13 protein-coding genes are annotated in these 13,765 nt (G+C 53.9%); all 13 read right to left on the bottom strand.

The window, feature by feature from the left end:
* Window positions 1-114: 114 nt before the first annotated feature.
* Window positions 115-864 (bottom strand): aspartate/glutamate racemase family protein, encoded by a 750-nt coding sequence (locus DS743_RS03940; protein WP_003613284.1) that lies wholly within the window; start codon window positions 862-864, stop codon window positions 115-117.
* Window positions 865-877: 13 nt separating this feature from the next.
* Entirely contained in the window at window positions 878-2,428 is a 1,551-nt protein-coding gene (locus DS743_RS03945) for a UDP-N-acetylmuramoyl-L-alanyl-D-glutamate--2,6-diaminopimelate ligase (RefSeq protein ID WP_035184981.1), read from the bottom strand.
* A gap of 36 nt (window positions 2,429-2,464) precedes the next feature.
* A complete protein-coding gene (locus DS743_RS03950; protein ID WP_035184979.1) occupies window positions 2,465-3,673 on the bottom strand; it encodes a sensor histidine kinase in 1,209 nt (402 codons plus the stop codon).
* Window positions 3,663-4,349 carry a response regulator transcription factor CroR gene (croR, locus tag DS743_RS03955; protein ID WP_035184976.1) on the bottom strand — a complete coding sequence of 229 codons (687 nt, stop codon included), beginning with the start codon at window positions 4,347-4,349 and terminating at the stop codon, window positions 3,663-3,665. Before croR ends, DS743_RS03950 begins: the two co-directional genes overlap by 11 nt.
* A gap of 128 nt (window positions 4,350-4,477) precedes the next feature.
* Entirely contained in the window at window positions 4,478-6,322 is a 1,845-nt protein-coding gene (locus DS743_RS03960; RefSeq protein WP_035184974.1) for an ABC transporter ATP-binding protein, read from the bottom strand.
* A gap of 10 nt (window positions 6,323-6,332) precedes the next feature.
* The gene (locus DS743_RS03965) at window positions 6,333-8,060 is read right to left on the bottom strand and encodes an ABC transporter ATP-binding protein (RefSeq protein ID WP_035184970.1); all 1,728 of its coding nucleotides are present in this window, start codon (window positions 8,058-8,060) and stop codon (window positions 6,333-6,335) included.
* Between the two features lie 130 nt (window positions 8,061-8,190).
* Window positions 8,191-8,970 (bottom strand): DUF1129 domain-containing protein, encoded by a 780-nt coding sequence (locus DS743_RS03970; RefSeq protein WP_035184967.1) that lies wholly within the window; start codon window positions 8,968-8,970, stop codon window positions 8,191-8,193.
* A gap of 14 nt (window positions 8,971-8,984) precedes the next feature.
* Window positions 8,985-10,085 carry a redox-regulated ATPase YchF gene (ychF, locus tag DS743_RS03975; protein WP_002879521.1) on the bottom strand — a complete coding sequence of 367 codons (1,101 nt, stop codon included), beginning with the start codon at window positions 10,083-10,085 and terminating at the stop codon, window positions 8,985-8,987.
* A gap of 76 nt (window positions 10,086-10,161) precedes the next feature.
* Window positions 10,162-10,425 carry a DUF951 domain-containing protein gene (locus DS743_RS03980; protein WP_013440255.1) on the bottom strand — a complete coding sequence of 88 codons (264 nt, stop codon included), beginning with the start codon at window positions 10,423-10,425 and terminating at the stop codon, window positions 10,162-10,164.
* Entirely contained in the window at window positions 10,418-11,308 is an 891-nt protein-coding gene (locus tag DS743_RS03985; RefSeq protein WP_003613278.1) for a ParB/RepB/Spo0J family partition protein, read from the bottom strand. The genes DS743_RS03980 and DS743_RS03985 overlap by 8 nt, the downstream gene beginning before the upstream one ends.
* Complete coding sequence (locus tag DS743_RS03990) at window positions 11,286-12,065, bottom strand: ParA family protein (RefSeq protein WP_035184964.1); 780 nt, start codon at window positions 12,063-12,065, stop codon at window positions 11,286-11,288. The genes DS743_RS03985 and DS743_RS03990 overlap by 23 nt, the downstream gene beginning before the upstream one ends.
* 1 nt (window position 12,066) lies before the next feature.
* Window positions 12,067-12,891, bottom strand: coding sequence for a nucleoid occlusion protein (noc, locus tag DS743_RS03995; RefSeq protein ID WP_013440256.1), 825 nt, complete (start codon window positions 12,889-12,891; stop codon window positions 12,067-12,069).
* Between the two features lie 18 nt (window positions 12,892-12,909).
* On the bottom strand, window positions 12,910-13,629 hold the full coding sequence (gene rsmG / locus DS743_RS04000) for a 16S rRNA (guanine(527)-N(7))-methyltransferase RsmG (protein ID WP_072544288.1): 720 nt from the start codon (window positions 13,627-13,629) through the stop codon (window positions 12,910-12,912).
* Between the last annotated feature and the right edge of the window lie 136 nt (window positions 13,630-13,765).

The following is a 13,765-nucleotide window of genomic DNA, read 5'->3' on the forward strand; positions in this document are numbered from 1 at the left end:
AATCATTTTCCGTCAAAAATGAGCGATTTTCCTAAAAAATTGACTTTTTTTGACCAAAACATACTTAAAATTAGCCAGGCAAGCAAAAAAGACCAGGAAACCCTGTTCTTTTATTTAGTCATATAGATATTTCTGGCAGGCCTGGCGGGGATCTTGCCCGTTCCTGATCGCCAGAGCCAGTTCGATCGACACGTCAGCGATGATCGACTGGGGGTCGATAACCTGGTAGGGGTGGTCCGGCGCCTGCTCCTGGGCTAAGGAAAGTTCCGTGCAGCCCAGCAGGATCACGTCGCAGCCATATTCGTCGTGCATCTTGCGGAGGATCTCATGGTAGAGCTCCTTGTCGACGATCCCCTTCTCCTTGATGTCCCGGTAGATCAATTCCGTCACCATCGGCTGGATCTCGGGACCGCCGAATTCGACTTCCCGTCCCACCCGGTGGATCTCGTCTTCATAAAGGTGGTCGTAAATTGACCCTTCAGTCGCGATCAAGCCGATCTTGGGACTGTTTGGGAACTGGTCGACATATTGGTGCACGGCAATCCGCATCATGTGCAGGAAGGGAATGTCGGTCAAGGCCGCCAGGTCGTCATAAAAGTAGTGGGCCGTGTTGCAGGGCATGACCATGAAGTCCGGCCCCAGCTTGGCCTGGCCTAAAACATCTTCTTTAAGCGCATTGAAAAAATTCGGCTGGCTGTGGTCCTTGATGTAGGCCGTCCGATCTGGCACCTGGGCATCATTGACCAAGATGTAGTTCAAGTAGTCCTGGTCCTTGCTGATCTTGACCCGGTGGTTGATCAAGCGGACATAGCTTTCGGTCGCAATGGTCCCCATCCCGCCAATAATGCTAAAGAAATGCTTCACTAAATATCAATCCTTACTTTTCTAATTCCTGGACCACCTGCCGGGCGATAACAATATCGCCGGCATATGGGGTGTCTACCCCGCGGATCTTCTGGAAGGCGTCAGCCCCCTTGCCGCAGAGCAGGACCACGTCGTTCGGGCCAGCTTCGGAAATGGCTTCCTTGATGGCCTTCTCCCGGTCCAGTTCGATAACCGTTTCACACTTGGAGTGGTCGATCCCGGCATCGATTTCCTCGCAGATGTCCTGGGCATTTTCAAAGCCAGGGTCGTCCGTGGTCAGGTAGGCCTTGTCAGCTTCCGCCGTCAAGCTTTCACTGAAGCCCGGCCGGCGGGAAATTCCCTTGTCCCCAGGCGCGCCGACCACGACGATAATCCGGGGGTTGGTGAATTCCCGGCGCATGAACCGCATCAAGGCCAGCATCGAGGCCTTGTTGTGGGCATAGTCCACCACAATCAAGCCGTGCTTTTGGGTCGTGACGGTTTCCATCCGGCCTGGGATGGTCACGTGCCGGATCCCCTTGGCGCAGTCTTCATAGCTCATCCCGGCTAAGCCAGCCCCGATGATGGCGCCGGTAGCGTTGGTTTCGTTGAAGTCGCCGATCATCTGCAGAGTGTATTCACCAGAGATTGGCAGCTTGTGGGCCTTGCTTGAAGCCGTAGTCAAGGTGAACTTGGTTTCAGCCAGGTCAGTTTCCACGGACTTGTAGCGGAAGTCGATCGGCTTCTTCAGATCCGGGTTTTCAAAGCCGTCCCGGGCAAACAGGTAGATGCTGTCCGGGTTGGTCGTGGTCGTTGCTGCCGCGTAAACATCAGCGAAACGGTCGGTTTCCGCGTTGATGATGCACTTGCGGGAGTTAACCAAAAGCTGCAGCTTGCAGTGGAGGTAGTCCTCAAAGTTCGGGTGCTCGTTGACCCCGATGTGGTCCGGGCTGATGTTCAGGAAAAAGCCCAGGTCGTAGGTCAGGCCAAAGACCCGGTTCTTCTTGTAGGCTTGGGATGACACTTCCATAACCATGTGGGTCATGCCGTTGTCAACTGCCCGCCGCATGTCTCTGAACAAGTCCAGTGATTCCGGCGTGGTCAGGCTGGACTTGAAGGTGTCTTCCGGAGCCGGCCCGAGGATGTTGTCGACTGAGGACAAAAGAGCAGTCCGGCCCCCGTTAAGCTGGTCCAGCATCCCCTTTAAGAAGTAGGCGGAAGTGGTCTTGCCCTTGGTCCCGGTAAAGCCAACCAGGAAGAGGTCGTCTTGCGGGAAGCGGTAGAAGGCAGCTGACAAAAGAGCCATCGCCTTGGACACGTTGCGGACGATCAAGGCGTGCATCCCCGTGCCTTCCGGGTATGGCTGCTCAGCCACGTAGGCAATTGCCCCGTTTTCCTTGGCCATGGTCAGGTAGGTTGGCCGGAAGCCCGCCCCCTTGCAGAAGAAGAGGCTGTTGTTCTGGACATCGCGTGAGTCATAAGAAACAGCCTCCATTCTGGTCTGGACAGTGTCCTGGACGGCACTGGACTTGAGTAGGTGGTGTTCTTTTAAGATTAAAATACAGGTGTTTAATGAGATGCTCATTTTTACTCCTCACTGTCAATTAAGATTCAATTCAAATTATACCACAGGTCTAAGAGCAAAGTTATTTGCCTGGGGATCCCGGGGCAAGAGAATGATGAAACTGGTCCAATCCTTGTTTGATTCACAGCGGATCGTCCCCCCGTGCAGCTCGACGGCCCCCTGGACGATGGACAGGCCTAAGCCCGTGCCCCCGGTCTTGGTATTGCGCGAGCTTTCCACCCGGTAGAAGCGGTCAAAAATCTTCTTCAATTTGTCCTTGGGAATCGGTTTCCCGTTATTCTCAACCCGCAGCTCAACCTGCTCGTGGTTGATCAGGTTGGCCACCAGGTTGATCCGGCTGGCCCCAGCCGCGTACTTTAAGGCATTGGAGATCAAGTTGTTGTAGACCCGGACCAGCTTTTCCACGTCGGCGTTGACGATCAAATCATCCGGCCGGGCCTTGACGCTAAAGGCAATGCCCTTCTTCTCCGCTTCTAGCTCAAAGCCGGCCGCCACCTGCTCCATCATGCCCTTGATATTGATCGGGGTCACGTTCAGCTTGGTCTTGGTCGACTTCAAGGTGGTGTACTCGAAAAGGTCATTGGCCAGGGACCTCATCTGCTCAGCCTTGTCATAGGCGATATTGATGTACTTGAGCATGTCCTCCTGGCTGGTCACGGCCCCGTTCTTCAGCAGGCCCAGGTAGCCGATGATGCTGGTCAAAGGGGTCCGGATATCGTGGGAAACATTGGTGATCAGTTCGTCTTTCGACTGCTCGATCGCCTTTTCTTCATTGATCGCCCCCATGGTTGAGTCGACCAGGGAGTTGATGGAATCGATCACCTTCTGCATGTCGTTGTTGACGCTGAAGGAAATCCGGTGGTCAAAGTGGCCGTTGGCAATATAGTGCAATTCGGAAATGATGTGCCGCAGCTGCATTTGGTGGTAGCGGCGGATTAAGCGCCAGTACAAGACGATGACGTCAGCGATCCCCATCAAAATTATCCCGATTCTTTCCCAGGACCAGATATGGTAGCCCGGTCCGATCGTCATGGTCTTTTTCAAAAAATAAATGCCGTTGACCAGGCTCTTGTCCTGCAGGACCGCCAAATGGTAGAGGATGATGACGGACATGTTCAAGAGCAGCATGATGATGACCGTCACCACGCCTTCAGCAAAAAGCTCGCTCTTCTCAGCCGCGGTCAGCTTGACCCGGGGCCGCTTGCCCTGGACGACTTGTTTTTCTTTGTCTTGCTTAGGCTTCAACCTTGTAACCTACACCCCATACAGTCTTGATGACGTCTTCGCCGTCGGTGGCCTTCTGGATCTTGTCCCGCAAGTGGGAAACGTGAACCATGACCGTCTTGGCGCTGACAATGGACTCTTGCTGCCAAACCCGCTCGAAGATCTCATCAGCTGAGAAGACCCGGTTGGGGTGGCTGGCCAAAAGGTAAAGAATGCCGAATTCCAGGGCTGTCAGTTGGATTTCCTTGCCTTCAACCGTCTTGACCTCATGGGAGTCCTTGTTGATGATCAGAGGCCCGACTTCCAAAACGTCAGGCTCCTCTTCCTTGACCTGCTTCCGGCTGCGACGCAAAAGGGACCGGACCCGGGCCATGACTTCCAGGGGGTTGAAAGGCTTGGACACGTAGTCGTCGGCCCCGGTGATCAAGCCCTGGATCTTATCCATATCGCCGGTCTTGGCGCTGACGATGATGATCGGAATGTCAGAATCCTTGCGAACTTCCTTGACCACATCGATGCCTGACAGGTTAGGCATCATCACGTCCAGAATCATCAAGGCGATATCTGGCGTGGTTGAGAGCTTGGTCAAAGCTTCCTTGCCATTGTAGGCGGCAATCGGCTCATAGCCTTCGTTCTTCAAATAAATGCTTAAGAGTTCCACGATTTCGTGGTCATCATCGACAACGAGAATTTTCATTTGCAAAACCTCTTCTATTCCAAACTTATCTATCCTGTATTGTACCTTTTATTTTAACCAATATACCAAAAAGAGCGTACTTTGACGTACGCTCTGACTTGGATTTTAGCAAAACATAAGATTCGCTCTTATTGGATTTCTTTTTTGCCGGTGTAGAGCTCGTAGTAGTAGCCCTGCTTGGCCAGAAGCTGGTCGTGGTTGCCGGCTTCCAGGATCCGGCCGTGGTCCAGGACTATGATCAAGTCGGAGTTGACGATGGTGGACAGACGGTGGGCGATGACGAAGCTGGTCCGGCCAGCCAAAAGGTTGTCCATCCCGGCTTGCACCAGGCGCTCAGTCCGGGTGTCGATGGAACTGGTGGCTTCGTCCAGGATCATAACCGGCTTGTCAGCGATCATGGCCCGGGCAATGGAGAGCAGCTGCAGCTGCCCTTGAGAGAGGTCACCGCCGCCCCCGTCGATCACCGTTTCATAGCCATCATCCAGGTCATGGATGAACTCGTCGGCCCGGGCCAGGCGGGCTGCCTGGTAGACGTCGTCATCTGAAGCGTCAGGCCGGCCGAAGCGGATGTTTTCCATGATGTTGCCGGTAAACATGTGAGTTTCCTGCAAGACGATGGAGACAGACTTGCGGAGGTCATCCTTCTTGATGTCCTTGATATCGATCCCGTCGTAAGTGATCGTTCCGGAATTAATTTCATAGAAGCGGTTGATCATGCTGGAAATGGTAGTCTTCCCGGCCCCCGTTTCCCCGACCAGGGCCACCTTCATGCCAGGCTTGGCTTCAAGGGAAATGTCGTGCAGGATCTGCTTGCCTGGTACATAGCCGAAGCTGACGTGGTCAAAAACGATGTGACCCTTGACTGGCACGTACTTAAAGCCGTTTTCGGTCGGCAGCTTCCACTGCCAGGCATTCTTGACGCCCGGCTTTTCTTCGATAGTTACCTGGCCGTCGTCGACTTCAACTTTTTCATCCAGGACCTGGAAAATCCGCCGGGCCCCGGCAATAGCCAGAACGATGGCGTTCAGCTGCTGGGAAATCTGGGCGATCGGCATGATGAAGGCCTTGGACAGCTGCATGAAGGAAGCCAGAGCCCCCAAGGTCAGCGGAATGTTGCCGGCTAAGATTGCCGCCCCGCCGATCAAGGCGATCAAGACATAGAGCAGGTTGCCGATATTGCCCATGATTGGGAACAAGATGGTGGCATAGGTGTTGGCCTTACCTGAGGCAATCCGCAGCTGGTCATTGTAGCGGTCAAAGTCGGCCTTGACTTCCGGTTCATGGGAGAAGACCTTGATGACCTTCAAGCCGTTAAGCATTTCTTCGTTGTAGCCGTTGACCATCCCCATAGTCTTCTGCTGCTGGTCAAAGTAGTAGCTGGACTTGCCGGTCAAGTAGCGGACAACGCCTAAGGACAGGAGAACCACTACCAGGGAAACCAGGGTCAATTGCCAGCTGAGATAGAACATCCCCGCCAAAACGAAGACTACTGAAAAGACAGAGTTAGCAAACATCGGCAGGGCCTGGGAGATCATCTGCATCAAGGTGTCGATGTCGTTAGTGTAGCGGGACATGATGTCGCCGTATTCGTTCTGGTCAAAAAAGGCTATCGGCAGCCGCTGCATGTGGGTAAACATTTCATTTCTGATTTGCTTTTGCACCTGCTGGGACAAGACCATCATCAGCAAGGTGAAAAGGTAGTTGGCGACCAGACCGATGGCGTAAACGCCGGCCATGAGCAAAACAGCGTGAGCCAAGGGGCCAAAGTCCGGGCTCTTTTGCTTGAGCATGGGCGTGATGTAGCGGTCGATAACCTGTTCAATGAACAAGGAGCCGACAACGGAAGCCGCCGCGCTGATGATCACGGAGACCAGGGAAACGATCAAAGCCGCCGGGCTAACCCGGTAGACGTATTTCAGCAGGCGGGTCAAGGTCTGCATTTGTGATGGTTGCTGAGCTTGTTTTTTAGTCATCGATTATCACCTACTTGCTGTTTTCTTCTTGGAACTTGGCGATGGATGAGTACAAGTCGTTGCGCTTGATCAATTCATCGTGGGTTCCGACGTCTTCGATCTTCCCGTGGTTCATGACCACGATCCGGTCGGCATCCTTGATGGAGACGATCCGCTGGGAAATGATGATCTTGGTCGTTTCCGGCAGGTCCCGCTTCAAGGCTTCCCGGATTTCCCGTTCAGTCTTGGTGTCGACGGCACTGGTGGAGTCGTCCAGGATCAGGATCTTCGGCTTCTTCAACAGGGCCCGAGCGATCGTGATCCGCTGCTTTTGCCCCCCGGAAACATTGTTGCCGCCTTGTTCGACCATGGTGTCATAGCCGTCCGGCATTTCCCGGATAAAGCCGTCAGCCTGGGCAATCTTGGCTGCCCAGACGATTTCCTCGTCGCTGGCCTTTTCATTCCCCCACTTGAGGTTGTCCTTGATAGTGCCGGTGAAGAGGACGTTCTTTTGCAAAACGACCGCCACATTGTCGCGCAGGGTCTTAAGGTCGTAAGAGCGCACGTTGTGGCCGCCGACTCTGACTGCCCCGCCGGTCACGTCGTAAAGGCGAGGAATCATGGAAATCAAGGTTGACTTGGAAGACCCGGTTTCCCCGATAATCCCCAAAGTTTCCCCGGACTTGATCCGCAGGTCAATGTCCTTTAAGGCATAGTGGGCATCTTCCTTGTTGTACTTGAAGTCAACGTGGTCAAAAACGACTTCCCCGTTGGTCACGCTGGTCAAAGGTGACTTGGCCGGGTTGACAATAGTTGGCTTGGCCGTCAAGACGTCAGCCACCCGGCGCCCGCTTGACTGAGCCATCATCAGCTGGGTGAAGATCATGGACAAGATCATCAAGGACATCAAGATGGACATGGTGTAAGAGAACATGGAAACCAGCTGGCCGGTTGCCAGTTGATGGCCCACGATCAGTTTTGCCCCAAACCAGGACAGGGCCAGCATGACAGCGTCGATCATCATGGTCATGACCGGGCCGTTGAAGGCCATGATGAACATGGCCCGTCTGAAGAGCTTGTAGATCTTGCTGGTGGACTTTTTAAAGTTCTCGATCTGCTCTTCTTCATGGACATAGGTCTTGACTTCCCGGATCCCGCGGATGTTTTCCCGGACCTTCCGGTTCAGTTCGTCATAGGCCCGGAAGATTCTCGGGAAGTATGGCCGGGCATTCTTAATGATCAAGATCATGGCAAAAGCCAAAATCGGAACAGCCACGAGGAAGATCAGTGTCAGTCTCCAGCTGATCGAAACTGCCATGAACAGGGAAATGATCATCATGAACGGGGCCCGGACGGCCATTCTAATGCTCATCTGGTAGGCCTGCTGGATGTTGTTGGTGTCGGTCGTCAGCCGGGTCACCAGACTCGCGCTGGAGAACTTGTCAATGTTTTCAAATGAAAAGTCCTGAATGTGGTAGAACATGTCATGGCGGAGGTTGGCGGTAAAGCCGGCTGCCGCGTGGGCTGAGAAGTAGCTGGCACTGGCCCCCAGGACCAGGGAGATTAGGGCCATCAGGATGGTGAACAGACCCATCTTGCGCACGTAGTCCATGTCCCCCTTGTTGATTCCGTTGTCAATCAAGAGCCCCATGATATATGGGATATACATTTCAATGAAGACCTCGACGACCACGCACAAAGGAGACAAGAGCGTCTCTTTTTTGTACTGGCGGACGGACTTCAATAAAGTTTTAAGCATTAATGACCTCCCTCTTTACTGCTCATCGCTTTTTATAAAAAAATCGTCAAACAAAAACAAATAGATGCTCAGCATCTATTTGTTTTATACTTATCAGCTTATTTTACACCCATTAGGATTAAAAAGCACGCTATTGATTTACTTTTTTCTTCATGGTCAGCTTATCCGGGCTGAGAGAAGTCCCTTCAATCCCGTAGTGACGGCGAACCAGCCAGCGAATCCCGTAAGCGGCTGCGGCCACCAGGATGTCAGCCCAGCCTGGCAGAACCGGGTTGATGACGGACAGGGCCGGAATTGAGAGGACAAAGACGATCAGCATGATGATCAAAAGTGACCCCAGAAGGCCCCAGATCACCTTGCCCCAGGCCGGCTTGCCGGTCTTCGGGTCAGGCTGCATCCAGGTGTTGTATTTGGTGAAGTACCAGCCCATGGCCAGACCCATCACGATCAAGGTCAGGATCCCGGAACCGGAGGAAGTGGACTTGCTGTTGTCCGTGAACAATTGCAAGACCCCAAACAGAACCGTCAGCATGGCCGTGTAGAAGAGGGCCCCGTCCAGGGCTACCAGCTTGTCCGGCACCCTTTCCGGCTTAACGACCGGGTGCAGGATCTGGCTGGCCTTCAGCTTAGGCGCGGCGCCAAACAAAACGTTGGCCGGCTGCCCCTTGATCTGGGCGTCGTAGATTTCCGGCAAAAGGCCGTCGATCTGGGCGTCAGCGTCGCCTTCGCTCATGCCGCCGGCAACCAGTTCCTTCTTCAAGCGGTAGATGTAGTCCTTGTTCTTGTTGGACAATTTCCCCCGGAGTTCTTCCGGGTTCTCCTGCTTGATGCTTTCCGTCTTGGCTTCTGCCTGCCCCTGCTTTTGCAGCTCGGCTTGAGAAGCGTTCTTAACTTGCTTTTCTTCGCTCACTTCTGTCTCCTGCCTTATACGTTAAATCTAAATTCGATGATGTCGCCGTCCTGGACTTCGTATTCCTTGCCTTCCAGGCGGACTCTGCCGGCTTCCTTGATCTTCTGCATGCTTTCGTACTTGTCCAGGTCTTCGAAGGAAACGACTTCGGCCCGGATGAAGCCCCGTTCAAAGTCGGAGTGGATGACACCGGCAACTTGCGGCGCCTTCATGCCCTGGTGGAAGGTCCAGGCCCGGGTTTCCTTGCCCCCGGCCGTAAAGAAGGTTCTGAGGCCCAGCAGGTGGTAGGCAGCTCGGATCAAGCGGTCCAAACCGGATTCTTCAACCCCTTCAGCCGCCAGCATTTCTGCCTTTTCTTCATCGTCCAGGCCGGCAATTTCTTCTTCGATAGCCGCGGAGATGCCCAGGCAGCCAGCCCCTTCCTTGTCGGCGTGGGCCTTGACGATTTGGTAGTACTTGTCGCTTTCCGGATCAGCCATGGATTCTTCCGCGATGTTGGCCACGTAGATGACCGGCTTGGAAGTCAGGAGGAAGAGGCCCTTGACGATCTTGGCTTCGTCATCAGTGAACTTGATGGACCGGACCGGGTCGCCGGCTTCCAGAACTGGCTTGATCTTTTGCAGGACATTGTATTCAGCCATGGCTTCCTTGTCCTTTTGCTGGGCCATCTTCTGCACCTTGCCGATCCGGCGGTCAACTGAGTCCAGGTCAGCGTAGATCAGTTCCAGGTTGATGGTGTCGATGTCTTCTTCCGGGTCAACCTTGCCGGAGACGGAAGTGATGTTTTCATCGTCAAAAGCCCGGACCACGTGTACGATAGCGTCGGTCTGGCGGATGTTTTCCAGGAACTTGTTGCCCAGGCCTTCACCCTTGGAAGCCCCCTTGACCAAACCGGCAATGTCGGTGAATTCAAAAGTCGTGTGGACAACCTTCTTGGCCGGGATCAGTTCTTGGATTCTGGCCAGGCGCTTGTCCGGCACTTCAACCATCCCCACGTTCGGTTCAATGGTCGCGAATGGGTAGTTAGCCATTTCCGCGCCCGCCTTGGTAATTGCGTTAAAAAGAGTTGACTTGCCGACGTTTGGCAAACCGACGATACCAGCAGTTAAAGCCATATTTTTTAATTCCTCTTTCTTGTTTTTTCTTGCTTGCGTGTTTAATTCTTGGCCTTTTGGCCAGATTAGTCAATGCCTAGCCGAAATTTGGCCGGGCGATGTCTTCCTTGGCCACGTAAAAATCGTTCTTCAAGTTGACGGGATCATTGCTCTTGGCCAGGACCTTCTTGACCTTCTTGTTGAAATAAGCCCGCGGCATCATGACCACGTGCCCGCAGCCCATGCATTTCAAGCGGATGTCGGCGCCCAGGCGCAGGACCTCCCAGTTGTTGGTCTGGCAAGCGTGGGGCTTCTTCATTTCAACCGTATCCGCCAAGTCAAAAGTAATGTTTTTAGTCATCGAGATTCACACCTAACAAATCCAGAATCCGGTTCAGTTCATCCGGGGAAGCAAAGTCAATTGACAAGTGCCCCTTCCCCGTCTTGTTTTCCGTAATGCTTACCGGCGAGCCGAACTTGGCGGCCAGCTGGCTTTCGCTGGCCCGCACGAAGGCTGACTTGCCGGCATTCTTTTTCTTCTGCTTCTGCCCGCGCTCGTTCATCTTGGCGACCAGCGCCTCGACCTTGCGGACCGGCATCCCTTCCTTAACCACCCGCTTGGCCAGTTCATCGATCCTGTCCTTGTCCTTTAAGCCCAGAAGGGTTCTGGCCTGGCCCATGGACAATTCCCCTCTTTGCAAAAGGCCCTTGGTCTTCTGCGGCAGGGTGAGCAGACGGAGGTAGTTAGTGATGTAAGGGCGGGACTTGCCCATCTTCTTGGAAACCTCTTCCTGGGTCAAGCCCAGGTTCTTTTGCAGCATTTCATAAGCCTGGGCTTCTTCCAAAGGAGTCAGGTCTTCCCGCTGCAGGTTTTCCAAGATTGCCACTTCCATCATCTGGCTTTCATCAAACTGGCGGATGATGGCCGGGATGGTGGCCTGGCCGGCTAATTCGGAAGCCCGGCAGCGGCGCTCACCGGCGATGATCTCGTAGCCGCCGACTGACCGGCGGACGATGATCGGCTGCAGGACCCCGTTTTCCTTGATGGATTCAGCCAGTTCGGCCAGCTTCTTTTCATCAAAATTCTTCCGCGGCTGGTAAGGGTTGGGCCGGACTTCTGCCAAAGGCAGGTCTTCGATTTCTTCGGCCGGCTTTACCTGGGGTTCTTCTTCAAAAAGCGCCCCCAAGCCCCGGCCCAGGCCGCCCTTCTTTTCCTGTTTCTTATTTCTTGAGTCTCTTGCCATGAGCCTTCAGCACCTCTTTTGCTAAGTCATCATAAACCTTGGCCCCGCGCGAACTTGGCGCGTATTCCGTGATTGCCTCCCCGTAGCTTGGAGCTTCAGCCAGCTTGGTGATCCGCGGGATGATCGTCTTGTAGACCCGGTCGCCGAAATATTCCTTGACCTGCTGGACCACGTCGGCCCCCAGGTTGGTCCGGGCATCCAGCATGGTCAGCAAGACCCCCTCCACGCCCAGGTCCTTGTTAAAGTGCTTCTGGACTAAGCGGATGGTGTTGAGCAGCTGGCTCAATCCTTCCATAGCGTAGTATTCGCTTTGGACCGGAATCAAAATCGACTGGCTGGCCGTAAAGGCATTGATGGACAACTGCCCCAAAGAAGGAGGACAGTCGATAAAGACGAAGTCGTACTTATCGCCCAAGTCTTCAATGGCCCCCTTCAAGCGGGTTTCCCGGGCCATCATGCTGATCAGCTCGGTTTCCGCCCCGGCCAGATTGATCGTGGCCGGCACGATGTCCAGCTTCTTGCTGCTAGTCGGCTTGATGGCTGAGGCGATCGGGATTTCATCGATCAGAACATTGTAGATATCATACTCGATGGTCGACTTCTCAATCCCCAAGCCTGAGGTGGCATTGCCCTGCGTGTCAATGTCGACAATCAATACCTTGTAGCCTCTTTTAGCAATGGAAGCGGCCAAATTGATGGTCGTCGTGGTTTTGCCAACGCCACCCTTCTGGTTGGCGACTGCGATGACGCTGCCCATGCTAGTCCTCCCTCTTCTTTCTCTGATTCTTCATCACGATAGTAATCTGGTACTCATCCGGGCTCTTCGCCTCGGTAACCTTGACTTTCACGCCGGACTCCTTGGCCAGTTTAACCGCCTGCTTGATCGTGTTGATCTGCAGCTGCATGTCCCGGCCATAGCGGACCACCGCCTTCTTCTTAACGGCTGGCTTAGGATTGGCCAGCTTGGCCGCCCGCTCTTCCGTCTCTTTCACGCTGAGACCTTTTTCGACAATCTCTTCAGCCAATTTAACCTGGTCCTCTTCGCTTAAGCCCAAAATGGCCCGGCCATGGCGGGCGCTGAGCCCGCCTTTGGCCAGATACTCTTGCACAGGTTCAGCCAGCTTGAGCAGGCGGAGCTTGTTAGCCACGTAGGACTGGGACTTGCCAATATCCTGGGCCAGCTGGGTCTGGGTCAAGTCGTTGAGCTGCATCAGCTGCTCATAAGCCTGGGCCTCATCGATCGGATTCAGGTTTTCCCTTTGCAGGTTTTCGATTAAGGCCAAAGAAGCGGTCTGCTGGTCATCGAGATTGTTCACGATAGCCGGGATCTTTTCCCAGCCCAGGCTCTTGGCCGCCCGGAAGCGGCGCTCGCCGGCAATGATTTCGTAGCCGCCCTGGTCCTGGCGGACGATGATCGGCTGCAAGAGCCCTTCTTCTTGCAAGGTCTGGGCGAGTTGCTGGATAGAATCATCGCTAAAAGTCCTTCTTGGCTGGTAGCGGTTCGGATGGATTTCCGCTAAAGGCAGGTCCTGGACCTGCTTGTTTTGGGGAATTTCATTTCGATGAAAAAAACCAAAAGCCATTTGGGCACCTCCAAAAAACTACAAGGGTTTCCGGTTTGGCGTGCCTGCCTGGCGCGGGTACTTGCCCGGAGTTGCCCTGACCTTGTCAACCAGGACAAGGGTCCGCTCTTCAGCGCGGCCTGGCAGGGTGATGACCCGGCTGAAGACAGCTTCGCCGCCCAATTTCTCTAGGGCACTCTTGGCGTCTTCCAATTCTTCGTTAGCCCGCGGCCCCTTTAAAGCCAGGAACTTGCCGCCGACTTTGGCCAGGGGCAGGCAGTATTCGCTCAAAACGCTCATTCTGGCCACGGCCCGGGCAGTTACCAGGTCAAACTTCTCCCGGTAGTCCGGGTTTTGCCCCACATCTTCAGCCCGGCCGTGCACCAGGTTCACGCCTTCGATGCCAAGCTTCTCCAGCAAGTCAGACAAGAAGTTCAGCCGCTTGCCTAAAGAGTCAACGATGGTGACTTCCAGGTCCGGGCGGAGGATCTTGATCGGCAGTGACGGAAAGCCGGCTCCGGCCCCGACATCGCAGAGCTTGGCTCCTTCTGCAAAGACCTCTGGCCAGATCAGGAGCGGAGTCACGCTGTCGTAGAAGTGCTTGAGGTAGACCTCGTCTTCGTCCGTGATCCGGGTAAGGTTGACGTGTTCATTGACCCGGACCAATTCCTTAAAATATGTTTTAAATTGTTGCTCTTGGACAGGAGACAACTTAAAATTATATTTTGACAATGTTTCTGCAAAAAGTTCAGGATTCATTCTTTCACCTGTGAAACCGTGTTTCACACCCTTAAATGTAACGCAAAAAGCAATCTTGCGCAAAAAAATGTTACACAAACTATCTTAACAATTATGGATTATTTTTGCTTGAAGGTCAAAAAGAATCCATGGAAAA

Origin of the sequence: Lactobacillus leichmannii (genome assembly GCF_024701915.1) — a bacterium.
Classification (GTDB): Bacteria; Bacillota; Bacilli; order Lactobacillales; family Lactobacillaceae; genus Lactobacillus; species Lactobacillus delbrueckii.

Bases quoted from the DNA above. Each gene is read 5' to 3' on its own strand.
- DS743_RS03980 (WP_013440255.1), bottom strand. From the start codon at position 10,425: ATGACTAAAAACATTACTTTTGACTTGGCGGATACGGTTGAAATGAAG.
- DS743_RS03985 (WP_003613278.1), bottom strand. From the start codon at position 11,308: ATGGCAAGAGACTCAAGAAATAAGAAACAGGAAAAGAAGGGCGGCCTG.
- ychF (WP_002879521.1), bottom strand. From the start codon at position 10,085: ATGGCTTTAACTGCTGGTATCGTCGGTTTGCCAAACGTCGGCAAGTCA.
- DS743_RS03990 (WP_035184964.1), bottom strand. From the start codon at position 12,065: ATGGGCAGCGTCATCGCAGTCGCCAACCAGAAGGGTGGCGTTGGCAAA.
- DS743_RS03945 (WP_035184981.1), bottom strand. From the start codon at position 2,428: ATGAGCATCTCATTAAACACCTGTATTTTAATCTTAAAAGAACACCAC.
- rsmG (WP_072544288.1), bottom strand. From the start codon at position 13,629: ATGAATCCTGAACTTTTTGCAGAAACATTGTCAAAATATAATTTTAAG.
- DS743_RS03960 (WP_035184974.1), bottom strand. From the start codon at position 6,322: ATGACTAAAAAACAAGCTCAGCAACCATCACAAATGCAGACCTTGACC.
- noc (WP_013440256.1), bottom strand. From the start codon at position 12,891: ATGGCTTTTGGTTTTTTTCATCGAAATGAAATTCCCCAAAACAAGCAG.
- croR (WP_035184976.1), bottom strand. From the start codon at position 4,349: ATGAAAATTCTCGTTGTCGATGATGACCACGAAATCGTGGAACTCTTA.
- DS743_RS03965 (WP_035184970.1), bottom strand. From the start codon at position 8,060: ATGCTTAAAACTTTATTGAAGTCCGTCCGCCAGTACAAAAAAGAGACG.